General features: G+C 43.8%; 20 protein-coding genes. 8 read left to right on the top strand and 12 right to left on the bottom strand.

The window, feature by feature from the left end:
* Positions 1-1,209 (top strand): MFS transporter, encoded by a 1,209-nt coding sequence (locus Xbud_RS00580; RefSeq protein ID WP_099134245.1) that lies wholly within the window; start codon positions 1-3, stop codon positions 1,207-1,209.
* A 133-nt stretch (positions 1,210-1,342) separates the two neighbouring features.
* On the opposite strand, the gene Xbud_RS00575 is transcribed toward Xbud_RS00580, so the two are convergent.
* From Xbud_RS00575 to recQ, 6 genes are all read right to left on the bottom strand, one after another.
* Entirely contained in the window at positions 1,343-1,696 is a 354-nt protein-coding gene (locus Xbud_RS00575) for a DUF805 domain-containing protein (protein ID WP_099134244.1), read from the bottom strand.
* A 707-nt stretch (positions 1,697-2,403) separates the two neighbouring features.
* Positions 2,404-3,414: a LacI family DNA-binding transcriptional regulator gene (locus Xbud_RS00570; RefSeq protein WP_099134243.1), complete on the bottom strand. Its 1,011-nt coding sequence runs from the start codon at positions 3,412-3,414 to the stop codon at positions 2,404-2,406.
* A gap of 69 nt (positions 3,415-3,483) precedes the next feature.
* On the bottom strand, positions 3,484-4,881 hold the full coding sequence (locus tag Xbud_RS00565) for an MFS transporter (RefSeq protein WP_099134242.1): 1,398 nt from the start codon (positions 4,879-4,881) through the stop codon (positions 3,484-3,486).
* Between the two features lie 481 nt (positions 4,882-5,362).
* Complete coding sequence (gene yigL, locus Xbud_RS00560; RefSeq protein ID WP_099134241.1) at positions 5,363-6,163, bottom strand: sugar/pyridoxal phosphate phosphatase YigL; 801 nt, start codon at positions 6,161-6,163, stop codon at positions 5,363-5,365.
* Between the two features lie 54 nt (positions 6,164-6,217).
* Positions 6,218-7,213 (bottom strand): lysophospholipase L2, encoded by a 996-nt coding sequence (pldB, locus tag Xbud_RS00555; protein WP_099134240.1) that lies wholly within the window; start codon positions 7,211-7,213, stop codon positions 6,218-6,220.
* 62 nt (positions 7,214-7,275) lie between these two features.
* Positions 7,276-9,102, bottom strand: a complete 1,827-nt coding sequence (recQ, locus tag Xbud_RS00550) for an ATP-dependent DNA helicase RecQ (RefSeq protein WP_099134239.1) — start codon at positions 9,100-9,102, stop codon at positions 7,276-7,278.
* A 547-nt stretch (positions 9,103-9,649) separates the two neighbouring features.
* Here recQ and Xbud_RS00545 point away from each other — a divergent pair.
* From Xbud_RS00545 to Xbud_RS00525, 5 genes are all read left to right on the top strand, one after another.
* On the top strand, positions 9,650-10,135 hold the full coding sequence (locus Xbud_RS00545) for a thioesterase family protein (RefSeq protein ID WP_099134238.1): 486 nt from the start codon (positions 9,650-9,652) through the stop codon (positions 10,133-10,135).
* A 478-nt stretch (positions 10,136-10,613) separates the two neighbouring features.
* Positions 10,614-12,518, top strand: coding sequence for a type VI secretion system Vgr family protein (locus Xbud_RS00540; protein ID WP_099134237.1), 1,905 nt, complete (start codon positions 10,614-10,616; stop codon positions 12,516-12,518).
* Between the two features lie 71 nt (positions 12,519-12,589).
* Positions 12,590-13,009, top strand: coding sequence for a DUF1795 domain-containing protein (locus tag Xbud_RS00535; RefSeq protein ID WP_099134236.1), 420 nt, complete (start codon positions 12,590-12,592; stop codon positions 13,007-13,009).
* Between the two features lie 13 nt (positions 13,010-13,022).
* The gene (locus Xbud_RS00530) at positions 13,023-17,549 is read left to right on the top strand and encodes an RHS repeat-associated core domain-containing protein (protein WP_099134235.1); all 4,527 of its coding nucleotides are present in this window, start codon (positions 13,023-13,025) and stop codon (positions 17,547-17,549) included.
* A 1-nt stretch (position 17,550) separates the two neighbouring features.
* Positions 17,551-17,919 carry a hypothetical protein gene (locus Xbud_RS00525; protein WP_244589825.1) on the top strand — a complete coding sequence of 123 codons (369 nt, stop codon included), beginning with the start codon at positions 17,551-17,553 and terminating at the stop codon, positions 17,917-17,919.
* A gap of 196 nt (positions 17,920-18,115) precedes the next feature.
* Here Xbud_RS00525 and Xbud_RS00520 read toward each other — a convergent pair whose 3' ends face one another.
* Together Xbud_RS00520 and Xbud_RS00515 are read right to left on the bottom strand one after the other, a co-directional pair.
* On the bottom strand, positions 18,116-18,436 hold the full coding sequence (locus tag Xbud_RS00520) for a SymE family type I addiction module toxin (protein WP_099134234.1): 321 nt from the start codon (positions 18,434-18,436) through the stop codon (positions 18,116-18,118).
* A gap of 189 nt (positions 18,437-18,625) precedes the next feature.
* The gene (locus Xbud_RS00515) at positions 18,626-18,862 is read right to left on the bottom strand and encodes a SymE family type I addiction module toxin (RefSeq protein WP_099134233.1); all 237 of its coding nucleotides are present in this window, start codon (positions 18,860-18,862) and stop codon (positions 18,626-18,628) included.
* Between the two features lie 169 nt (positions 18,863-19,031).
* Here Xbud_RS00515 and Xbud_RS19490 point away from each other — a divergent pair, with 169 nt between their 5' ends.
* Entirely contained in the window at positions 19,032-19,847 is an 816-nt protein-coding gene (locus tag Xbud_RS19490) for a hypothetical protein (RefSeq protein ID WP_145956603.1), read from the top strand.
* 301 nt (positions 19,848-20,148) lie between these two features.
* Positions 20,149-21,039, top strand: a complete 891-nt coding sequence (gene rarD / locus Xbud_RS00500; protein ID WP_099134230.1) for an EamA family transporter RarD — start codon at positions 20,149-20,151, stop codon at positions 21,037-21,039.
* 83 nt (positions 21,040-21,122) lie between these two features.
* Here rarD and Xbud_RS00495 read toward each other — a convergent pair whose 3' ends face one another.
* The 4 genes from Xbud_RS00495 to uvrD form a co-directional block, all read right to left on the bottom strand.
* A complete protein-coding gene (locus Xbud_RS00495; RefSeq protein WP_099134229.1) occupies positions 21,123-21,548 on the bottom strand; it encodes a type II toxin-antitoxin system VapC family toxin in 426 nt (141 codons plus the stop codon).
* Positions 21,545-21,772 carry a type II toxin-antitoxin system VapB family antitoxin gene (vapB, locus tag Xbud_RS00490; protein ID WP_047683259.1) on the bottom strand — a complete coding sequence of 76 codons (228 nt, stop codon included), beginning with the start codon at positions 21,770-21,772 and terminating at the stop codon, positions 21,545-21,547. Before vapB ends, Xbud_RS00495 begins: the two co-directional genes overlap by 4 nt.
* A 207-nt stretch (positions 21,773-21,979) precedes the next feature.
* Positions 21,980-22,930, bottom strand: coding sequence for a magnesium/cobalt transporter CorA (corA, locus tag Xbud_RS00485; RefSeq protein WP_099134228.1), 951 nt, complete (start codon positions 22,928-22,930; stop codon positions 21,980-21,982).
* 221 nt (positions 22,931-23,151) lie between these two features.
* Complete coding sequence (gene uvrD / locus Xbud_RS00480) at positions 23,152-25,317, bottom strand: DNA helicase II (RefSeq protein ID WP_099134227.1); 2,166 nt, start codon at positions 25,315-25,317, stop codon at positions 23,152-23,154.
* Positions 25,318-25,371: the final 54 nt, after the last annotated feature.

Here is a 25,371-nt window from a genome sequence, read left to right as displayed (position 1 = left end):
ATGGTCAAACGCATCCCTTTTCAAATAAGTGGCTTACTGGCATTAAATGGTGTTTCTATTCTGGGAAACACCATTACAGAAATTGCCATTCCGTGGTTGATTCTGGAAATATCAGGCAGCCCATTGCTGGTTGCCGCCGTCATGTCAGCCAAAATAGTGCCAATAATACTTTCTATTTTCTTTAGCGCACAGTTGGTGGATAAATATGGTGCGTTTCGCATCTCAATGCTATCTGATTTAGTTAATTTCTTGAGTATATTATTAATCCCTGTGTTTTACACTATGGATATCTTGCACTTTTATCTATTCGCTATCCTGCTAATATTTTCAACTATTCTGGATTCTCCAGGACGTCTGGCAAAAGATGTCATACTGGCAAAAGAGATAAAACAGCATAAAAGAGAAAATGAATTAATTAACGGAATAAATAGCACCATTGAAAATATCTGTGATCTTATTGGCCCTGTTTTTGGCTCACTGATTATCGCAATGCTCGGTACAATAAATGCCTTATATTTTGATGCAATCAGTTTTTTAGTGGTTGCACTGGGGATCATCATTCTGAAAAAACATTTTGTTACCGATATAGATCAGGTGACTGAACCCCATTCTCTGCCACATCGTTATTTCCTTGAAGCATTCAACTATATTAAATCAGAAAAGGAACTGTTTTCTGTTCTAATCCTCAGCTCAATAATTAATTTTGTTATTACTCCATTCTTGATCATTTATCTGCCTTACATAAATAAAACCGAATTTAATTCCGTTGTCAGCCTTGGCATTTCGATGACATGTTTTGGTATAGGTACAACGCTTTCCTCTTTGCTTTACGGTATCTGTGGCAAACATTTTTCCAGTTACCGAATTATTTTGGCCGGTTACAGCCTGCTCGGATTAGGTTTCATATCTTTGTCTCTATTCAGTGAGCAGTATGTACTATTTATCCAACTTTTTGCCATCGGCTATGGTATTGGTTTTACAGCGCCGGTAGAAGTCACACTAATTCAGCGCCAAGTGCCAGAAAATTTATTTGGCCGGATAATGACCCTATTTACCTCCACACGTTTTCTTAGTGTTCCTCTTGGATATGTCTGTTTCGGTGCTGTACTGGAATCCAGAATCGCTCAGCAAATACCGATACTCATGGCGGTAATGGTATTTAGTGGCTTATTGATTTACTTACTTCTGCGTGGGAGAAATGAGAATTAAGGTAATAAAAAACCATTTATATTCATACTAAACTTAGCTTTTTATTTATAAAAAAACGCCGCTATAAAATAATAGACGACGTTTTTGAGATGATGGCAAACTAAAGAAATAAAACCAAAGAGATATTAAAATACTAACGCATGGCTTTCGGATCAGCACCGTAGTCATTACTGCCTTCAGTGCCTTCTAAAAGAGTGAATATAAATACTACAATGCCTCCAATTGGAACAAAAACTAGTAAGATCCACCAACCAGAACGATTAGTATCGTGGAGACGACGTACTGTTACTGCAAGTGATGGGATCAAAGCAACTAGTGCATAAATAAGCATCACTATAGAACCAATGGTATCACTGAGTATTGCGCCTAATATACAGATTGCGAAAAAAATAATTATATTGAACAGATAGAACATCCAATATTCTTTACGACGCGCACGTCCTGAAAAATCAGCATAATTTTTAAAAACTTGAAAATACCAATTCATAATACTTTCTCTTTAAGAGCAAATCATATAAAAAAGGAAACAAACTATAAAAGTTGCCGAATTTTATACTCACATATCTCTTGAAGTCTATGCTCCATTCTTAAAAAAAGAATATGAAATTAATAATGTAATTATTAGATAATGGATTAAGAAAATCTTACAAAGATAAAATTTAAAGTGGGTTAAATATACATTCATCTATTTCATATCAAAGTTATCTATAAATCTATCAGTAAAAAAAATCCATTTAATTCATTATTAACCCCCAATAAAAATAACTTTTATTTAGCAACCTTATAATTAAATTAAGTTATTTAAAAATAGATTAATCCTCTTAAAGATATATCAGTTAACTATTTCAGAGTACAAATATTCAAAAAGTGCGATAACACCGGCCTGTATCGTATCATCTATGGCAGTGGTGCAATCCTGATTGGTTTTATCATAGGAAAAATTTCCGAACGCTATCCCCAACGCAATCTGGTGCTTGTATTTGTCTTCACCTTTGCGATAGCACTCGGAATTATCGCCTTGCAGCCGATTCTTGAAGTGATCCTGTCTGTGGTTTTTTCTCGGATTCAGTAACTCAGCCTCACGAATATCAAGCCATAATCTTATCCTGCGGGAAGTCGATTCTACAGTAATCGGCCGGGCAATTTTTCATCCTATGTGGCAGTTTATATTGCTGCCACATAGTTTGAGCAAGGTTACCGCTCAAATAGACAACCACAAGATTCACCAATTTGTAACTCAAACTCGAATTCGCATTCCTGAGCTTTGCCATTCCATGATCTCAATATTTCGATAGCTGTTTGTGCCATTTGGTCAACCGGCTGACGAACCGCGGTTAAGGAAGGCACATTAAACAGAGATTGCTGAGTCGCATTGAAACAGACCAATGCAATATCAGCGGGTACTGCTATCTTATGTTCAGCCAGCGCGCGCAAGCAACCGAATGCCTGTAATTCATTAGTAGCAAACAGTGCACGAGGCAATTTCCCTTTTAGCATCCGTAACGTTGCCTCATAACCGCCCGGGCGAGTATAGTCCGTGGAAAAGATCCATTCTTGCCGTACCGCCAAGTCTGCTTGTTTTAAAGCATCCCGCCAGCCAGAAAGACGATCCTGAGTATTCAGCATATTAAGAGGACCACAGATAATGGCAATATCCCAGTAATCATGCTCTGTCAGGTGTTGAGTCACTTTAAATGCTGCAATCCTTTCATTCACACGAATTGCACTAACATTTGAATCAGCATTAACCCAATCAAGCATAACGCAGGGAGTTCCACTGGCCTGAATCAAATCAATATAAGGATGGCGATCCACACTGGTATACAGCAAACCGTCGATCTGACGATTCAATAAGTTGTTGATAAGCTCCTTTTCCCGAAGCCGATTATCTCCTGAATCTCCCGGCAACAATACTTGCCCGTGCTTAAAAGCCTCCTGCTGCAAAGCACATGCTACCGAAGAAAGAAAGGGATTAGAGATATCCGGCAGGACCAAACCATAAGCGTGTGTCGAGCCAGAAGCCAATGCTTTAGCAATGTTATTCGGCCGATAACCTGTTTTTTCTATCGCTGCCAATACGCGCTGGCGAGTAGCTTCTGCAACAGGACGTGGGCCATTGTTGATGACATAACTGACGACAGCTACCGAGGTTCCAGCTTCTTTCGCAACATCGCTACGTGTTATTCTTTTTAAGCGAGAATTCATAATACCTATGTTAGTCCCACAAATTGAGACAGAGATCTAATTGGTAAAAATACGAAAAATGGAAGGACACTAAATCGCGTCCTCAAGTAAATTCAGGTCTCTGCCACGTGTTTCAGGTGCAAAAAATGTTGTAATAAGACCGATCCCCGCCATCACTGCAAAATAACAGGAAATAGGCCACCAATGCCCACTGAAAGATAATAAAGCCGCTGCAACCAATGGCGCAGTCCCACCGGACAACATAGCTCCTAATTCTTTCGCAACGGCCATTTTGGAATAACGGTTAGTTACTCCAAATAGTTCTACTCCCCAGGCGGCCTGCACACCAAAGATACCGAGTGAAGCCAATCCCATGCCTACAACAATAGTCAGGATAACAATAATAGGTTCACGGCTTTCCAAGAACATAAAAGCAGGAAGTGCATAACAAACAAGTAATAGACAAAACCAACGATAAGTAATACGGCGACCAAAACGATCTGAAAAATAGCCCGCCAATGGAATGATCAGAAAACCCAATATTGATGCGATAAGCACAGCAAACATTGGAATAAATTTGTCCATCATCAGCACATTAGCGACGTAACCGATGATGAACCCTTGCACCAAATATGACGGGCCATTTTCACCAATACGCAAGCCAACCATAAGCCAGAATGCTCTGGTTCGTTGCCAGAAACAACGAGAGCTATCGGCTGTCTGATACTTATCTCCCTCACCCAATGTTTGTTCGCGCTGTTCTGCCATCATCGCTTTATAACGTTCGAAGACTGGTGTTTCACTCATGTAATGACGAATGAATAAGGCCATTATCACTATCAAAAAACTGCACAGGAATGGGATACGCCAACCCCAATCCAGTAAACTCTCTTTATCCATCATCAATACCAGCAGCCAAACAAGTGATGCCAGTAACGTTCCACCATTAGAGCCAAGGGCAATAATAGATGAAACTAAACCACGTTGTGCTGACGGTGCAAATTCACCCAATATAACAGTACCACCGGATAACGCCGCTCCCGCTCCTAATCCCTGTATAAACCGCAGCGTCACCAAACAAATCGGTGCCCAAATACCAATAAGAGCGTAGCTAGGGATAAGCCCGATAAGTGTGGTTGATATTCCCATAAGCGTCACTGTCATTAACATGACAAATTTGCGTCCTTTGCGGTCTCCTAACCAACCAAACATAAGTGCGCCAATGGGACGGGCAATAAACCCGACAGAGTAAGTAGCAAAACTTGCCAATAAAGCTATCATTGGTGCTGTTTCAGGAAAGAAAACGTCAGCAAAGATGATACCCGCGGCTAAACCGTAAAGTGCGAAATCAGCATATTCCATTGTCGTACCTAGCCAACAAGAGAAAATAGCTCGCCAAAACCCTTTTCGCCCTTCCGGTGTAGCCAAACATGCTTCAGAAGCATGCTGCATCGGAGTTATAACCGATGCCGTATTTTCATACGGCATATCAATATATTCCCTGAGTGTCAGAACAGTAAGTTTTTAATTCCAACGTAACAAATATAACAACACTATTTTTATTCATGATTTATTTTCATATACAGACATATCTACTCGCGTAGACTGTTAAAATAAAGTAATTCAACAACTAGGTTGCAGTCATAACTATCATAGAAAATTTAACTTTTGTAATTAATAAATTTTAAAAAAGTATATCAATAATTATATCACCATTAATACAATGTAATCTTAGTCATTGATATTATTGAAAAAATAAGAATAAAACACCGTGACCATCTAAAAAATAACAAAAAAACCCAAGCAATAAATATAATAATAGGAAAAGAAAATTAAGTGATAGTTTTTTGATAATAGATAGAGAAGCATTCACATAAGAAAACTATTTCCTTTTATTTGATTTTTTATATTTAAAAATAAAAACAGCACCCATCAGAATGCTGTTTTCAATTGGTTACTTAAATGAACATCAAACTCGATACATTTTCTGCAAATAACACGAAACCGCATCATCGGCATTAGAGCCTATCACTTCCATGTCCGGCAAAATGTCTTTCAGGCGCTGATGGGCACCCTGCATAATGCAACCTTTACCCGCTACGCTTAGCATTTCCAGATCATTCATTCCATCACCAAAAGCAATACAGTCACTTAATTGATACCCAATGGATTGGCAGACCTGCGCCAATGCTTCCCCTTTGGATACTCCTCCTGACATGACTTCCAGACAATTTCTTAGAGAGAAACTCACGTTTACTTTATCTCCCCAACGCGCTTCAATTCTCTCTTCCAGTTGAATCAAATAATCATGATCTTCACTGGTATAATAGACCTTACACACACCATCAACAGGAAAATTCTCACGTTGGAAAAGCTGATAATGGAAATCAGACACCTTAAAAAATTCAGTCTGTTCCGAACTTTCACGATTAACCCACCACTCATCATTATTATAGTAGTTGGTCAAAACGTTCGGGTTATCAAACTCCAGCAAACATAAATCACGGGCAATTTCCGGTGCCAGATTATGGCTGAATACCAGTTCTCCCTGTGCATTATGCACTCTCGCCCCATTTGATGTGATCATGTAAGCATTAATTCCCAATCCATCGCGGATCTGCCCTACATCAATGTGATGACGCCCTGTCGCAAAAATAAAATGAATCCCTTTATCTGTCAGAAGATTCAAAATTTTCTTAGTATACGGCGTTAATACGTGATCGGGAGATAACAGTGTGCCATCTAAGTCTGAAGCAACAACATAGTACATAGTTCAAATTCCTAAGCGATACCCGCATCTTTCTTGAAATCTATTGGGTATAAATCAGTGTTGATCAAAAAAATCACAAATCGCATTAAGGGCCTGCGCCCGCAATGCATCTTTCTCGAACAGGATTTCATGGTATGCCCCTTGGATAACCAGAGGATTATGTTCTTCTTTTCCTGCTCCGGCTTTTTGACGCGCTTCGCAAAAAGCCAATAACTCCCGATTACTAACTACCTTATCTTCACTAGCTTCTAAAACAATAAGTGGTGTCTGAATTTTTCCTGCATTTTCAATTAAGTTATCTCCCGTTCGCATGTTTTCACGCATCCAACGGTAAGTCGGCCCTCCAAGGCGTAACTTAGGATAATCAACATAATAGCGTAAATATCGCTGATAACGTGCATAGCTATGGGTTAACAAGTTGATAAAATAGGGTAATGGTCGCCAATGCCCTGTTGATATCGCATATCTGTTACGTCTTTTAGGGTAAGGTTCTGCTTGGTTGACCAGAAAATTCGCCAACCAACGAGGCATTGGTAAGTTAATACCAAACATGGGAGCACACAGTGCCGCAGCACGGAATATTGATTCTTGGCGTAATAGAAGAGAACTCAGTATAGCCCCGCCCATTGAGTGAGCGAGTGCATAACAGCGATATGATTGAAGTGGAACGATTTCTAATTCGATGAATTTTGCCAAGTCATCCACATAGTGTTCAAATGCTTCAACATGTCCTTTTTGAGGATCTGTCAGCATTCTGCCTGAAAGCCCCTGACCGCGATGATCAATAATAAAGATGTTGTAACCCAGATGGTAAAAATCGTAAGCCACTTCCGGATATTTCACATAACTTTCACTACGACCAGGAGATATCACCAATGTCTTATCATGATGGGGCGAACAGAAAGAGACATAACGGATAGGAATATTATCAACGCCTATAAATTCCCGTTCGTTTCTGGTATTCCAAAAATCCAGTAATAATCCATTCGTAAACGCAGAGAACTGAGGTTCGCGGTTTAACCAGCTTGCTTTCAATATCTCAGGCGGCATTCATCATCCTCTATATCCGTCGTCTTTCCAGTTATTTGTTTGTTGACTACGGTTGACTGCGGTTATTCAAATCCTTCGAAATGCTCACGGATCAGCGTCATAAAGGCATCACCAAAACGTTCCAGTTTACGCTGCCCAACCCCGTTAATAAGCAGAAGTTCATTGGGCGTTATTGGGCACTGTTCTGCCATTTCAATCAGTGTTACGTCATTGAAAACGACAAAAGGCGGAATATTGTTCTCATCAGCAATGGATTTCCGCAATTTCCGCAACTTAGCGAACAATTTACGATCATAGTTCCCACTGTATGATTTGTTTTGTTGATTTCTGCTTTTCAAACTTAGGATTCGAGGCACAGCAAGCTGCAAAGGCACTTCGCCACGCAGAACAGGCCGCGCCGCTTCCATCAATTGTAATGCAGAATAATTGGCAATATTTTGGTTGATTAACCCCAGATGGATCAGCTGGCGCAGGATGCTCATCCAGTGTTCCTGACTATGCTCTTTGCCAAGGCCGTAAACGGGCAATTTATCATGCCCTAACTCCCTGATACGTTGATTATTAGCGCCGCGTAACACGTCTACAATATAGCCAATACCAAATCGTTGTCCAACGCGGTAGATACAGGACAAGGCTTTCTGCGCATCTACTAAACCATCATAACGTTTCGGCGGATCAAGGCAGATATCACAGTTGCCACAGGCGGTTTGCTGGCTTTCACCAAAATAGTTGAGCAATACCAATCGTCGGCAGGTTTGCGCTTCAGCAAACGCTCCCATGGCATTAAGTTTATGACGCTCAATATTTTGCTGTTCGCCTGCGGGTTTTTCTTCCAGACAACGGCGTAGCCACGCCATATCTGCCGGGTCGTAGAACAGTACCGCTTCAGCAGGCAGGCCATCCCGCCCTGCACGCCCCGTTTCCTGATAGTAAGATTCAATATTACGGGGAATATCAAAATGCACGACAAAACGTACGTTGGGTTTGTTGATCCCCATACCAAACGCCACTGTAGCAACAACTACCTGCAAATCATCCCGCTGGAAAGCATCCTGCACCCAGACACGCTGGTTAGTCTCCAGCCCCGCATGATAAGGAGCGACACTTAATCCCCGTTTTTGCAATCGCTCTGCGGTTTCTTCCACTTTGTTCCTGCTGTTGCAATAAATAATCCCGCTTTTTCCTTGCTGGCTACGAACAAATGACCAGAGTTGATCAAGAGGTTTATATTTTTCAACTAATGTATAGCGAATGTTAGGACGATCAAAACTGCTAATATGAATGATGGGATCACGCAACTCCAACAAGCGAACAATATCCTGTCGGGTGGTTTTATCTGCTGTGGCTGTTAGTGCGATAACAGGAAGATCGGGCAAGCGTCTGCGTAATTGTCCAAGCGCACGATATTCCGGCCGAAAATCATGTCCCCACTGAGAAATACAGTGCGCTTCATCAACTGCCAGCAAAGCCGGATGCCAGTCATGTAAATGATCGAGAAAGTTATCAGTTACCATCCGTTCCGGGGCAATATAAAGCAATTTGATATTTCCCTGACGGCAACGCCGGATAATATCGAATTGTTGCTCACGACTTTGAGTTGAGTTTAAGCACTCTGCTTCTATGCCATTTGTTCTCAATTGATCAACCTGATCTTTCATCAATGAGATCAATGGAGAAACGACCAGCGTTAATCCATTTTTGACCAAAGCAGGGATCTGATAACACAACGATTTACCGCCACCTGTCGGCATAATAACCAGACAATCACGGTCATCAAGAACGGCGTCTATTACCTGCTGCTGTCCGGGACGAAATTGCTGATATCCGAATGTTTTTCGTAATATTTGTTCAGCCAGCGATGCCGTGCTGATGACTTCTGCGGTAGACACGCCTTTCCTCAATTATTGAAATTATTTATTCAAAGCTATTTATTTAAACGATTTACATATAGAAGCTATACCCAATGGATTTCAAGTTGCGTCGCGGCGGCAAGGGAATGACAAATTCGTCGAGAACGAATTTGCCCAGCCAAAGGCTGGCCTCTGGTGAGTGAGCGCAGCCAACAAAGAGGCAACTTGAAAGACGAAGGGTATTACAGTATATCATTCAGCATGACATTGGGTCTGCTTGAAGTTGTAATCAATCATCGGTTCACCCTATCCACTGAATACTTGTGTATAAACGCGAACATGTTTCGACAGTAGGTAACTCCAATCCCGCTCTCCGCTACCATAACCATTGCTTGTTTATTACTGAGACATTCTAAACACGAAACGAGCATTTTTTATAGCAACTTTTTCTTCATAAAATTGTTTTTTCAAAGCGCTTCTCAGACTGGCAAGCTGGAAAATAAAAGCATAAACTTAACAAGTTATTAACCAAAAATAACTATCTAATATCAGTGAATTTATTTTTTTAATTTTCAGGAAATCCAATATGGAAACGATACAGCGACCAACCCAACCTTTAACACAAGAAGAGGCGCGTAAATTTATAGGTGAGGCGTTTGTTTATCATATGCCATTTAACCAACTTTTAGGGCTTGAATTGGTTCGTTTTGAAGAAGACTACGCAGAGATTCAGTTTATTAATCAAGATAAGCTAGTGGGTAATATGATCCAGAAAATCCTGCATGGCGGTGTTATAGCTTCAATACTTGATGTTGCTGGCGGTTTAGTCTGTACCGGGAGTGCACTGGCCACGATGAAAGTCATTACGATGGAAGAACTACAAAAACGCCTGTCTACGATAGGTACTATAGATCTGCGTGTTGATTACCTGCGTCCCGGACGTGGTGAAGTATTTACTGCCAGCAGTAATATCATTCGTGCCGGTAATAAAGTATCTGTCGCCAGAATAGAATTGCACAATGAAAAACAGGTACATATCGCCAGCGCAACGGGGACTTATCTGATTGGGTGATATTCAATATTCTTAAATATAATGTTCTGAATTCTGCAAGAGGGGGATGTGATAAAAAACACATTCCTTTTTTGCAAGATAAACCCGCCAATTATTAAATTATGATTGAACCTGAAATATTAATTTCCGCTAATTTCTTGTCAATTTATCACTTTATTTAGAAATACTCGTGTCATTCGCTACCCGCAGACAAATATCTTGATTTCCAACCCCATATTTTGTTTTTAATTATTTTATTTATATAAATTATTGAGTGATTGCAATCACATTGTAGTGACTATTTTTCATACTAAATAAAAACCTGCTATATCTTGTCGATTATTATCTGAGCGAAAAAAAATTAAACAATACAGTTCCTGATCGCCCTCAATATTCTCACATTAAATATTCCCGGCGAATCGTTGGTTAAAAGAGAAATTAAGGATAACAGCTACTCAAATATCGCATTAATAGCGACATTAAATAAGGACGAAAAATTATGTCACTGAAAAAGAGCATTATTTCTCAGAAGAGCCGGCAAACTGGCGGTAATTCATCCGGCGGACTTCTATTCACTCTGACAGCAGGCTGCCTGCCACCCCAAACTTTTGTTGTCACTGATTTCGCGTTGACAGAAGGTTTTTCACAACCTTTTCAACTTAATATTGGTCTGGCAAGTGCTAATCCCTCTATCGATTTTTCTACTGTGCTCGATCACACTGCCACACTCACGATTTTGCAGGGAGAAACCGAACAACGAAGCATCAGCGGTATGGTATCCAGCTTTGAACAAGGGAATACCGGATTACATCAGACCACCTATCAGATGATTATCCGCCCTGACTTGTGGCGTACAACACTACGCCAAAATTCACGCATCTTCCAACAGCGCGATATCGTTACCATCGTCACCACCATCTTAAAAGAACACGGCATTCGTGATGTGGTATTTAGTTTGCGCCAGCCACATCCAGAGCGTGAATTTTGTGTGCAATATCAGGAAAGCGACTTCACTTTCATCCAGCGTTTGAGCGCAGAAGAAGGCATTTTCTACTTTTTTGAATGCAGCAACGGGCGTAATACGCTGGTCTTTGCCGATGATGCTGGCTCAGTACCGTTGGGCATCGAACTTCCCTACCAACCCAGTGAACAAAGTCCTACAGGTGATGTTTCTGTTAGTAGTATCACCAACCGCGCGCAGGTCAGACCGGCACAGGTACAACTTAAAGATTACACCTTTAAAAATCCGGCCTGGGCAGCAGAATTCAGCCAGCAAATGAAAGAGGACAACCTCCAGAAGCTCTATTACGAGCATTACGATTATCCCGGACGCTTCAAAGATGAACAGCATGGTGCTGCTTTTACCCGCTACCGGCTCGAAGCACTGCGTAACGATGCGCTGATAGGACATGGCAACGGTTATGCCATCGCCATCCAACCGGGGCGGCTCTTCACCCTGACCAACCATCCGTGTGGAGAATGGAATCAGCCGTGGCAGGTTATTTCCGCCAGCCATACTGGTTATCAACCACAAGCGTTAGAACAGGAAATCAGTGGCAGTGGTACAACACTAAACAGCCAATTTAGTTTTATCCGCCAAACCCAGACTTGGCGCCCTTCTCCACTGCCTAAGCCGATCGTTGATGGGCCACAAATTGCCAAAGTCGTCGGCCCTGCCGGGGAAGAAATTTTTTGTGACCAATATGGTCGTGTTCGACTCCAGTTCCCGTGGGATCGCTATGGCCGCAGTGATGATCAAAGCTCCTGCTGGATACGCGTTACTCATCCGTGGGCGGGGCAAGGCTGGGGAATGCTCGCTATTCCTCGTGTCGGCCAAGAGGTTGTGGTTGATTTCTTACATGGCGATCCAGATCAACCCATCGTTATCGGCAGAACCTATCACGCCAGCAATATCCCTCCCGGCGGCTTGCCCGGCAGCAAAACCCAAATGGCGTTTCGCTCCAAAACCCATAAGGGAGAGGGCTATAACCAAATGTTGTTTGAGGATGCGAAAGGCAGTGAACAACTCGCCCTGCATGCCCAAAAAGATATGAATACCATCGTTCTGAATGATATGAACACCACTGTCCTCAACGACCGTACCACGCAGGTGAAACACGATCACACCGAAAACATCGGCAACAATCAGGTGATATCCGTACGTAAAGATCGCATCAAGGAAGTGACTGGCGAGGAGACCAGTACTATCCACGGTAACCGGCAAGTGACAGTGGAGAAAAAAAGTAAGTTAAGCGCCAAAGAAGACATTTCTATCCAGTCTGTCAACGGTGGCATCCAAATCAGCACAGGCGGTGCCAGTATCACTCTGGACAAGAAGGGCAATATCCATATTACCGGCAAAAATATCATCATCAACGGCAAGGAACAGGTTCAACTGAACTAGCCGAGCCAATCAAAACACATGCGAACACGGTAGCTACATAGACCAAAAAAGAGTGATAAAGGAAGACACCCATGAATAAACAACCCTATCAAATGAATGAAGGAACCTTAACTATTCCATCTGACTGGCGTGATGAATCGATGCAGGTATTTGTCCTGCCGGATGACAGTGGCGTTAATTTGGTGATTAACCGCACACCCGTACCGATGGGTTCTGACCACACCGCCTACTACGCCCAAACATTGACTCAATTTGAAACCCATCTCCCCGGTTATAAAGAGCATCAAAGGCTGGAGATAGAACTAAGCGGGGCGCTGGCTTGGCGACTGGACTACCAATGGCAAAGCCCGGAAGGTGAGATGCACCAGACTGTTGTGCTGCAAATACGGGACAATTTGCTGCTGGCTTTTAACCTGACTTCTCCACAGCCGTTTGAGGAAAGGCAGCGTAACGCTCTGCTGGCAATTGTCAGTAGTTTTCAGGCGACCTGACAGGAGGTCAGTTATGGGATTGATGGATGAAATTGCTCTTCGCACTGCGCGGGTAGGTGCGACTCATGCCAGTAAGCAACTTCAACCGATAGCACGAGAGCTTGGCCCTGCGGCTGCACGTGAGGGTGATCCTATTCAGCATAAAAGTTTTTTAGGGGCACTTGCAGGCGTGGTTGTGGGCGCGTTGATCGGTGCCGCGGTTTTTGGAGCTGCTGCATTTCTGATAGGTGCAACCGGCGGGCTGGCGACCGTTGCAATTATGGCTCTCGGCACGCTGGGGACAATAGCGCTGGGTGATGTAATAGGCAAAGCCAGTTCAGCCGTTACAGACGCTATCGATAGTTGTAACCCGCCAGCCGGGATGATTGCCACAGGTTCACCTAATGTCTTTATTGAAGGCAAACCAGCGGCGCGTGTGGAGTTAGACACAGCAGCTTGCAAAAATCATCCAGCACCACGCATCGCTCAGGGCAGTGAAAGCGTCTTTATCAACGAAAAGCCCGCCGCACGAATCAAGGATAAACTGGAGTGTGGCTCAACTATCAAAGGTGGTGCAAGCAAAGTCTTTATTGGTTCTGGTCAGGGCACATACCTTGATATACAAGAAGAGTTTTCAGCCTGGCAGCGTGCATTGCTTGTTGCAGTAGAATTTCTCGTTCCGCCATCACGAGGAGCCGTAAAAGGCTTTGCAAAACTATTTACTAAAGTAGGCCGGAAAGCGGCTATCAAAGGAGCTAAAAAAGGTGCTGAAACGGCCGCTAAAAAAATCAAAAATGTCCCCGGAAAAATCAAAGATATCGCCACACTCAAAACCATCGGTTGCGTCAAACATGCTTTTAAACATAATAAAGGCCTGAAGCGTTATACGGAAAGTGTCAAGAAATTCTTTACGGGCGATCCAATAGACGTTACCACCGGCGCTCTGTTTGACCAGCGTACCGATATCGAATTAGGGCAGACGATACCGCTGCAATTTATTCGCAGCTGGTCACCCGGTCATCGCGGATTGCTAGGGGAAAACTGGCTGGATAACTTCTCCGAATGTGTCCTTGTTACAGGGGATCGAATAGAAATTTTGACAACCGAAGGCGCTTCACTCTTCTTTGCCCTGCCAGCCAGTTATGACCACAGTATCAACCCTGAACACCCCAATTTCAGACTGAGCCGATATAAGCAAGGCCTTATCCTGAGTGATCGCGACAGCTTAATCAGTAAATATTTTACCTTCCCCGCGACTGTCTTTCCTACAACTGTCTTCCCTACAACCACGGAGGCTGACCCAGACAAAGAGAGCACCCAACGTTTGTGGCTGACCGAATATCGCGACAATAACGATAACACCATCCAGTTTCATTACAGTGAACAGCAGCAATTGGTTAAGGTTACCCATAGCGATGGCCCGGAATTAGTGTTGCTATACCGCGAAAATGGATTACTGGAAGAGATCCATCGTACCGATAATGGCCTGAATGAGATGCTGGCGCGTTACGGTTATCACGATAACGACTGGCTGGCTGATGCAGACAGTACACAAACCTATCACCTGTTTTATGAATACAACGAACAAGGCTTAATAAGCCAGTGGTCTGATCATGATCAAACTGCGGTGGATTACGTTTATGATGAGCAGGGGCGCTGTATTTATAGCGTCGGATCTGGGGGTTTCTATCCGGTTCATCTCTCCTATGAACCAGGCATCACCCATTCAACCACGCCACAAGGCCATACGACGACCTGGCATTACAATGATGAGCAACAAGTAACCCAGGTGGAAACACCATGCGGTAGTGTCACGCGCTATGAATACGATGAATGGGGAAATTTGCGCCGCCAGATTTTACCAAAAGGCGAAATTATTACCCTTGATTACCTCGCAGATACCGGATTAGTGACCGCTTTTACTAATGCCATCGGGGCAACATGGCGTTATCACTATGATGATGCCGATCGCCTTATCAGCATGACAGACCCACTCGGACGAGTTTGGTGGCAACAATTCGACAATAAAGGTAATCCTGAATGTTTTATCGCACCAGATGGGCATAAGACCACTCTGACCCGTAACGAGTTTGGCTTGATCACCGCCGTAGAAGACAGTGATGGCAATAAGCGCAGTTGGGAGTATGACCGTCATCAACGCCTGACTAAGTTGTTTGATGAAGAAAACCGCAGTCTGCAACTGGGTTATGACAGCCAGGATCGTCTGCGCCGAATGACGACTGGCGGTGGTGCCCTTTGGCGTTGGGATTATGATCGTCATCACCGCATTTCTTTAAGTGACCGACCCAATAACAGTATTGAGCGTTTCCGCCATGATCGTCACGGCAATCTGACCGAATGGACAGATGCTCATGGCGTAAAATGGCAGATTGAATACGGGCCATTTGATTTACCTCTCGCACGTGTGGATGGAGAAGGAAACCGCTGGCAGTACCGTTATGACTCTGACAGTCTGCAATTGTTGGAAGTGATCACGCCACAAGGGGAAAGCTACCGCTATACACTGGATGCAGACGGGCAGGTGATTACTGAAACCGACTATGCGGATACCCAATGGCATTACGCTTATGACCTTAACGGAAACTGCATTGAAAAGCGTGATGCGCTAGGCAATATCACTCGCTACGAATACGATGCCGCACAACGACTGACAGCCGTACATACACCGGAAGGAACCACCAACTACAGCTATGACCTCATCGGACGTCTGCTGGAAATCACCGCGCCTGACACTACTCCTTTAACATTCGAATACGATGAGCAAGGCCGTATTATCCGGGAAACCCAACCACACGGGGAAATTCGCCGCGAATATCCTGATAACACCACAACAGAAAGGCAGCTTCATACACACGACGGCCGACTCTGGCAGGCAAAAACCGCTGTTAATAAAGTTGGAGAGCTGAGTTTACTGGCAATCAATGGTGACCATTCTCTGACCTTTGAGCGGGATAAGGATGGAAACGAATGGCATCGCCAGTCTGATAAGGGTTTTATCCTGCGTCAGGAGCACTCGTTAATGGGGCTGCTCACTTCCCAACGTGCCGGACGTAACACTGAGTTTTTTGCTGCTCATGAAGTGGCAGATATCCCGCAACCGACATTAGCAGGATTAGATCGCGAATATCGTTACGACGATGCACTTAACCTGGTAGCGGCGAATGATGAACGGCAGTGGTTACGTTATGTGGTTAATGGTAATGGACAAGTGACCTCAGTCAGTGATGGTGATCGGTTGCGGGAACATTATCAATATGATGCCTGCGGTTACCCATCCCGCCGTTTTGACGGGCTCAATGAGATTGACGGGGAGCGGCTCTACCAGAAGGGCCACCGGTTACGCCAGCTCGGCCAGCATCTGTTTGAGTATGATGATGAGGGGCGGATGACTGCCATGCAGTTGTGGCAGGAAGGCCATCGTTCTCAGTTGACCAAGTTCCGCTGGAACAGCCAGAATCAACTCATCGGCGTGCTGACACCGGGCGGCCAGCAGTGGGATTATCGCTACGATGCCTTCGGGCGGCGAACTGAGAAAATTTGCCAGCAAGCCGGAATGAGCACAACATATTTGTGGGATGGCGATGTGCCGGCAGAAATCCGCGAGTATCGGCACAATCGGCTGTACAGCATCCGGCATCTGGTGTTTGATGGCTGGCAATTGCTGGCGCAGCAGGTTCAGTTTTTCACACCTGATCCAGAAAACTGTGATGAATTGATTGCGAGTGAAATCCAGACGCACTATGCCATCTGTGCCCCAACTGGGGAACCACTAGCGTTGTTTGATTCGCAAGGGCATCGGGTCTGGCGCCAACCTGTGCATTCCCTGTATGGAATGCGACTTGGAGTCGTGGGAGAAAATTCAAAATTTGATCCGGGACTAAAATTCGCAGGGCAGTGGCTGGATGAAGAAAGCGGGCTGGTCTACAATCGGTTCCGGTATTACTCGCCGGTGGCGAGTGTGTACCTGATGCCGGACCCGTTGGGGCTGGCAGGCGGTGAGAATCCGTATGCATACGTTAAGAATCCAACAGGATGGGTAGACCCCTTAGGATTGGCAGGGTGTCATATTAATCCCCGTTTACAAGAGCGACTAAGTAAATGGAAGGATTATAAAAATAGTGGCGGACAAATGAGCATGCAGCAGTGGGTTGCTCACACCCGTTCTCAATCTTGGGGACAAGGACCTAGAAGTAATTTTTCAGACTGGGTAAAAGCTACCACTGGTCGTATTCATGGCAATAGCAAATTAGCAACGGGCCCACATGATGTTTACGTAATCCGTGAAGTTGAAGTTGTCGGAGGATATGCACCAGGGTATTCACCAGGGCGTATACTTCACTTTGGAGAAACTGGTCGTGGATATATGACAAGATTTGCAGAGCATCAGCGAAAATTTGATAAGTTAGGAATTAAAGTTTACATTGAACACCTAGCAACTGTTGCAGGTAAAGCTGCTGCCAAGTCCGTGGAACTTCGTTACATTAAGACATATAAGAAAATTTTTGGTCATAAGCCACTATTTAATCCGGTATATCATTAATATGAAATTTTCAATTGTTGTTGTTTCCAAAAATAGGGCTTATACAAAAGCTTATAGACGCGTATTTGGCGATATTCAAGCAATAATAGAAGAGCTTGAAAAAGTTGATATGGAATGTCCTATCGGTGATTCAGTATTAATTATGGCCAGTGATGAAGATAATATTCAACCTTATGAATTAGTTGAAATACCGAATAAAGATGCACTTTTCCAATATACAGTAGGTATTGAAAAATATAGAAGTGACGATGAATTAAGAAAAGATCTCTTTCTAATTTTGAAACTCGTCATAGAAAAAGTGCCATTTGCAAATCCAGATCATGAACAATATGGAAGTATTTTTCGTGTCTGGGAATCAAAATTTATCTGATTATAGATATAAAAACCAATGATCTGTTTTTCTTTGTCGGCAATATAGAGTGTGAAAGGAAAAATAGTAGTTGGCTAGATGAAATATTGAATAGCATGTAATAAGTAAACTAACTTATATATTACAAGTCAAAATTATTTAGTCTGTCCATTTTAAAAGCCGGAAAGATCTCTGCGATCTTCCGGCTTTTTTATCATTATCCCGCCTGATAATCCCCAATCAGTTCCCGCATCCGCAGCTTAATTTCACTGAGCTGGTCTTGCTGGCGCTGATACTGTTGCTTGATAGTGCGGGTGTCATCGCTGTCAGGGATCAGCACCAGACAACCATCCATGATTTTAACGGTGAGTGTGCAGCCCTTATCAAAGCCCGCCGCTTTAAGCCATTGCCCTTTCAGGTGTATCGCAGGCGGTGCTGTGGCTTTGTTATTTTGCGGGACGTATCCCACGGTGTAATAACGTTCTGTTTTGGCAGCTTTATTTACCACCCGGTTTTGCTTAGAATGCGCCTTAGCCATCATTCAACTCCTACTTAGTTGCTTGTGGTTAGCATTCTGGTCGTGCTCCAACACGGTCAGAATGCGTTAAATATTAGCGTGTTATATTAATTGCCTGTTTAATCTTCTCTTGTGTGATTGCCATATCCAGAATGCGGCAAATCACATCCTGAGCTTAATCTCACTGAGCTGGTCTTGCGGGCGTTGGTACTACTGCTTGATGCTGCGGGTGTCATCGCTGTCAGGAATGAGCACCAGACAGCCCTCCATAATCTTAACGGTGAGTGTGCCGCCAATCTCAAAGCCCACCGCTTTAAGCCATCTTCCCGTTAAATTTATCGCGGGTCTGGGGTTCGGCCTGCCATTTTGCGGCACGTATCCCACGGTGTAATAACGTTCTGTTTTGACTATTTTATTTAAAATACTCCCCCAAATAGCCAAAATCATCTATTAACAAGCCACCACTCTGGGTATATGATAAATCATACTGCATCAGTCATTACACCGCGCTCATCTTAACAATCGCCAATTCCGGCAATACCAAAAAGTCGCAACAACTTGTCTTACAAAGTTATTTATTGAAACATCAATCAATAAACCAGCCAGAGAACAAGCTATGACCCCAAGAACCAAAGCAGAACAAAAAATCCTCGCGGGGACTCCCGTCTCTGCCGTTGTCTATATTTGGTATCCCTGCCACAAATTTGTTGCAGGGCATGCCGCTATCTATATTGGTGGAGTACCCAGATGCCCCTGGCCAATTGGGGTTACGGAACCCCCAACGCCGCCAAATTCCACACCAGCAAGCCCCATACCACCAACTGAAAGGAGACGTTCAGCTTCTTCCATTTTTTCAAGACATGAAAGAAGTCCTTCAAGGGGTTCTATCTTCTCACGGGGTGCCGGTTCTCCTGCTCCTTACAACGTTACTGAAAGAGATTGGCCTTCAACATCCATACAGCATCCACCATCTCCAACAGATAATAATTATGTCAGTTTCTATTCTGATCCCAACAGGTATCGAGGAGGCTTATCATTTGCAGGAACCTTCGATAATATTCAGAAAGATTTTATACTACAACCCCATCTGGAATATTTGCTTATCAACTTAGATGTTGAAAAAATGCAGGCAAAAAAGAATGAAATCTATATTGGGAAAACATATGGCAACTATCATGTGAGCCATAGCTATAGTACTTTCAGTAAAAATTGCGCAACAATAGTTGCCAGAATATTAACAGCGGGTGGTGTGGAAAGTTTATTAAACCCAATTCAGAGAATAGGATATGGAAAAAATATCTATTGGACTCCGAAAGACATTGCACAACTATGTAATGAGTTGAGAAATAACGATCTTGCAGTCAAAATACGAGGACTAGATTGCCCTGATAAATCTGAAATACCAATTAGAACGATGATGGGATTCAGATAGTTTGATAGTGTAAATATGTCAACATCGCTTGCCAACGTGGTTCACTGTTAGATCCTCTCCAACATTCAGACTACTTATGTAATAAATGAGTTTTCCGCATAAATCTAGTTTATTATTTTTATAATAAAATATTATTCAGCATAATTGTCTAAAAATCCGATTGGGAAATTTTCTTTATTATTTACATCATTAATTTCTTGTAAATTACTTAACCCAGTGACACATTGTACGGCTCTATGGGCTAACATCTAACAAGCTCTTCCCACTTTTTCTGAACACTCTCTGAACATTCAAGGATATTATGAACAAACCACAGACAGCCAAAGGTATCCTGTATGCCTTAGGTGCCTACCTGATTTGGGGGTTAGCTCCCATCTACTTCAAAAGCATACAATATGTTCCCCCCGATGAAATCGTATCGCACCGTGTTATATGGTCTGTATTTTTTATGGTGCTGATGTTGACAGTAACTCGTCACTGGCGTCAGGCCTGGGTAGTTGTCCGTCAACCCAAAATCTTGCTACTGTTAGGTTTTACTGCCTTCACGATTACCAGTAACTGGCTAACTTATATCTGGGCAGTCAATAATAACCATCTTCTTGAAGCAAGTCTGGGGTATTTTATTAACCCTTTGGTGAGTGTGTTACTTGGTATGATGTTCCTCGGTGAGCGGTTCCGGCGGATACAGTGGATTGCCGTGGCTTTAGCCTTTACAGGAGTACTCATCCAAGTCGTGCAATTTGGCTCTGTACCTGTGATTGGCCTGTATTTAGCGACAACATTTGCCGTCTACGGTTTGATCCGCAAAAAGCTAGGGGTGGATGCACAAACGGGCATGTTAATTGAGACAGTCTGGGTATTCCCTGTCGCTCTGAGTTATCTGCTGTTCTTCACCGACAGCCCGACCAGCAACATGTTAGATAATACCTATTCCTTGAATCTGATGCTGATTGCAGCCGGTATTATTACGACGGTGCCACTGTTGCTTTTTACCGCAGCGGCTGCACATCTACGTTTGTCCACGCTGGGTTTCTTCCAGTATCTTGGTCCAACCATAATGTTCTTGTTAGCAACTCTGGTTTATGGTGAGAAGATTGGGCCAGATCGTTTGATCACTTTTGGCTTTATTTGGGCTGCTCTGATTCTGTTTACGCTGGATGCGCTTTATACGCAGCGCCGCTTGCGGAAGTAGGCAATCATCTTTAGTAAATTCAGAACTGATCCAATACTGTATTGAAAGTTTGGATCAGTTTCTCGATTAATTTCATTATGATTTTATTGATATATTTCAGTCCAATCTTCTAAAGGCAACCCAATTACACGCGAAAATTCACGGGTATTGTTTGTTACTAATATAGCTCCCACAGACAGGGCGTGCCCTGCAATGGCGGTATCATTATGTCCGATTGATGTGCCCGCAGAAGTCAAAGCAACTTTTACTTTTGTTGTTGCGTCCACCGCAGATTTATCCCACGATAAGATTCCATCCAAACGTTTACAAAATTCGTCCACTAATACACCATGTTTCGGAGAGGCTTTTTCCCCAATTGCCCCGAAACGCATTTCCGAATAAGTAATAGCAGATACCACAATTGGATAGTTGTTCATTACACATTTCTGTAATTGGTTTATCACCGCAATAGGCGGCTCACGCATAATGAATGAACAAATGTTAGTATCCAACATGTAAAGCTTTTTCATAACGTAAAACGTCCTTCCTCAATAATATCCGGTCGTTCAGATAGAAAATCTTCGTCCGCCTTATCCTCTGATAAAAATGAATGCCAGCTAGGTTTTACTGGGCGTAATATAATGGTCTCTCCTTCTCGGATAATTTCCAATTCATTCACTCCCTCAAAATCCAGATCTTTAGGTAAACGGATAGCACGATTATTACCATTTTTAAAAACAGCTACAGTTCTCATATGAAATCTCCTACACTGGGAAACATATGTATAGCATATGCCAACACTCAGAGCAGGTCGATATACGAACAAATGCGAGTACGAAAATATACCTTTTCAGGTTGTAGTATAACGAGAGATAGCCCCCAGAAATATAGCTGACTATGTAACTGGGGGGTCTTTAGAAATAACTAGCAAAGCGGCTATAAAGAATGGAGATCGGAATTATTACAGCCAGTTTTTCCGCTTAAAGTAGAGGTAAGGAGCCAATCCTGCTGCAATCATCAGCCCAATGGCCGCAGGATAGCCGAATGTCCAATTCAGCTCCGGCATAAATTTGAAGTTCATTCCATAGCTGGAAGCCACCAGCGTTGGCGGCAGAAATACCACAGAAACAACGGAGAAAATTTTGATAATCCGGCTCTGTTCAATATTGATGAAGCCCATCGCTGCCTGCATCAAGAAGTTAACTTTCTGAAACAGTGATTCGTTATGCGGTAACAGGGATTCAATATCCCGCAGGATCTCACGGGCCTGTTCCAATTGGTTAGCAGGCAAACGGGCACGACGCACAAGAAAGTTCAGGGCGCGCTGGCTATCCATTAAACAAAGGCGCACTTTCCAGCCAATATCTTCCTGCTCAGCAAGATTCGATAGGGCGGAATCAAACTCATCCCCTTGTTTACCGTTCATAATCACCCGGCTCAGGGATTCCAGTACGCTGTAGATATTTTCAATCACATCTGCTAACTGTTCGATCTTGGTTTCGAACAAATCCATCAGCAGCTCATAAGCATTCCCGTCAACCATAGTCTGGTTACGGGCGCGCATTCGGTATAATCGAAATGCAGGGAGTTCACGCTCTCGCAGTGTGTAGAGACGACCGTCACGAATGGTAAATGCGACTGTCGAGTTGCCAGCATGGTCTTCAGCGTCTTCAAAATAGAAGAATGAGTGGACGTGCATACCGTCTTCATCTTCAAAAAAACGGGCCGAAGCCTCGATATCATCCAATTCAGTGCGGGTCGCCAAGGCTTGCCCTAACTCGTTCTGAACTTGGAGTCGATCATCATCTCCCAGTCCAACCAAATCTACCCACATGGAGTCGGATAACTTATCACCTTCTTCAAGTTCAAGACGGAGCAGGCGATTATTCTCTAATTTAAATGCGTTCAGCATGTACCATAAGTCTCCTTATACTCCCTACGTTTATCGTAAGGCGCGAATGTTACGCTTATACCTGTCGTATTTCAAACTGCCTCTTTGTTGACTGCGTTCGTGCCCCCTCGGTCACATAATAGTTATCTATGTTCTCAGGGATTCACTCTCTTGTCGCCGCAACGCAACTTAAAATCCATAGGGTATAGAAGAAAAAAACCTGTCAACATTCGACCGGATTATTATTGGCCGGTTTCAAGCCGGGCATAAGCAGCCACCAGCCACTTGATGCCTTCACCCTGAAACGCGATTTGCAAACGGCAATGCTCCCCACTGCCTTCAATATTGATAATCGTCCCTTCACCAAATTTAGGATGGCGGACACGCTGTCCTAGGGCATATCCGCTGTCATTAGTGCTAATCGGTGTTCCCAACCGTTTATGATTCACCGGACGGGACACTGTTGCCCGCAGGCGAACTTCAGTGACACATTCTGCCGGTAGCTCCCCGATAAAACGAGACGGACGGTGATACACTTCTTTTCCGTACAGGCGACGACTTTCGGCGTAGGTCAAGGTCAGTTTTTCCATCGCCCTTGTCACACCCACGTAAGCCAGACGGCGTTCTTCTTCCAAACGCCCCCCTTCTTCAATGGACATTTGGCTTGGGAACATACCCTCTTCCATACCGACAATAAAAACTTGCCGGAATTCCAATCCCTTCGCCGAGTGCAGGGTCATCAACTGAGCAGAATCCTGATAGGCATCTGCCTGCCCTTCACCCGCTTCAAGCGCAGCATGAGACAAGAAAGCCTGCAATGGCATCAAATCTTCGTCTTCATCCTGATAGCTGTACTGGCGGGTCGCCGTGACTAATTCCTCAAGGTTTTCGATACGTGCTTGCGCTTTTTCGCCTTTTTCCTGCTGATACATCGCCCATAAGCCAGAATCACGGATAATCCGATCAGTCTGTATATGTAGTGGCATCTCTTGTGTTTCAGTTTCCAGTGCATCAATTAACTCAATAAAACGCTGTAGGGCAGATGCGGCCCGTCCTGCCAGCACTTTTTGCTGAATCAGCATCAGACTGCTTTCCCACAGCGTTTTCTGCTGATCCCGCGCCATCTGACGCACTACATCTAATGTTCTGTCTCCAATCCCCCGAGTAGGTGTATTGACCACGCGTTCAAAGGAGGAATCATCATTACGGTTTGCTACCAGACGCAGGTAAGATAAAGCGTCTTTGATTTCCTGACGTTCAAAGAAGCGTTGGCCGCCATAAATACGGTAAGGTATGGAAGCCTGCAACAAGGCTTCTTCCAATACACGGGACTGGGCATTACTGCGGTACAGGATCGCACACTCTTTCAAAGCTCCGCCGTTGTCCAACCAATGCTTGATGCGGCTAACAACATAACGCGCCTCATCCAATTCATTAAAAGCAGAATAAAGTGAGATCAGTTCTCCTTCGCTGCCTTCTGTCCATAAGTTTTTACCCAGTCGGTCATTGTTATGAGCAATCAGGGCATTAGCTGCCTTAAGTATATTGCTGGTGGAACGGTAATTCTGTTCCAGACGAATAGTCTCCGCAGCCGGGAAATCTTTGAGGAAACGCTGAATGTTTTCTACCTGTGCTCCCCGCCAACCGTAAATAGACTGATCATCGTCGCCAACAATCATCACTTTACCGGAATCACCGGCTAACAAGCGGATCCAAGCGTATTGAATGCTGTTGGTATCCTGAAATTCATCTACCAGGATATTAGTAAAACGATCACGATAATGTTGCAATATTTGCGGTTTGTTCAACCACAGCTCATGGGCACGCAACAATAACTCAGCAAAATCCACCAATCCGGCACGATCACAAGCTTCCTGATAGGCCTGATAAATTTTCAGCCATGTTGCTTCCACCGGATTGCCGTAACTTTCAATGTGCTGAGGGCGCAATCCTTCATCTTTTTTGCCGTTGATGTACCACATACCCTGACGCGCAGGCCACTGTTTGTCATCCAGATTCATCGCTTTGACGATACGTTTAATCAGACGGTGCTGATCTTCACTGTCCAGAATCTGAAAATCCTGCGGCAAGTTGGCATCCAGATGATGAGCGCGCAGTAAACGATGAGCCAGACTATGAAACGTTCCAATCCACATGCCTCCCTGACTGGTGCCAATCAGATTTTCAATGCGGTGGCGCATCTCTGCTGCTGCTTTATTGGTAAATGTTACTGCCATAACGGAGAAAGGTGAGGCATGTTCAACTGACAGTAACCAGGCGATACGGTGCACCAATACGCGAGTCTTACCACTGCCGGCACCTGCCAGTACCAGCATATTGGTACGGGGTACAGCAACGGTTTCACGTTGTTTATCATTCAGGCTTTCGAGCAGATAAGAGACGTCCATAATTACCATCAGTTGTTAACAATGACTTTTGTCGCTGTTTTTTTATACAGAATT

This window comes from Xenorhabdus budapestensis, from assembly GCF_002632465.1.
Lineage (GTDB): Bacteria > Pseudomonadota > Gammaproteobacteria > Enterobacterales > Enterobacteriaceae > Xenorhabdus > Xenorhabdus budapestensis.
This window is presented reverse-complemented; position numbering and strand designations above follow the sequence as displayed.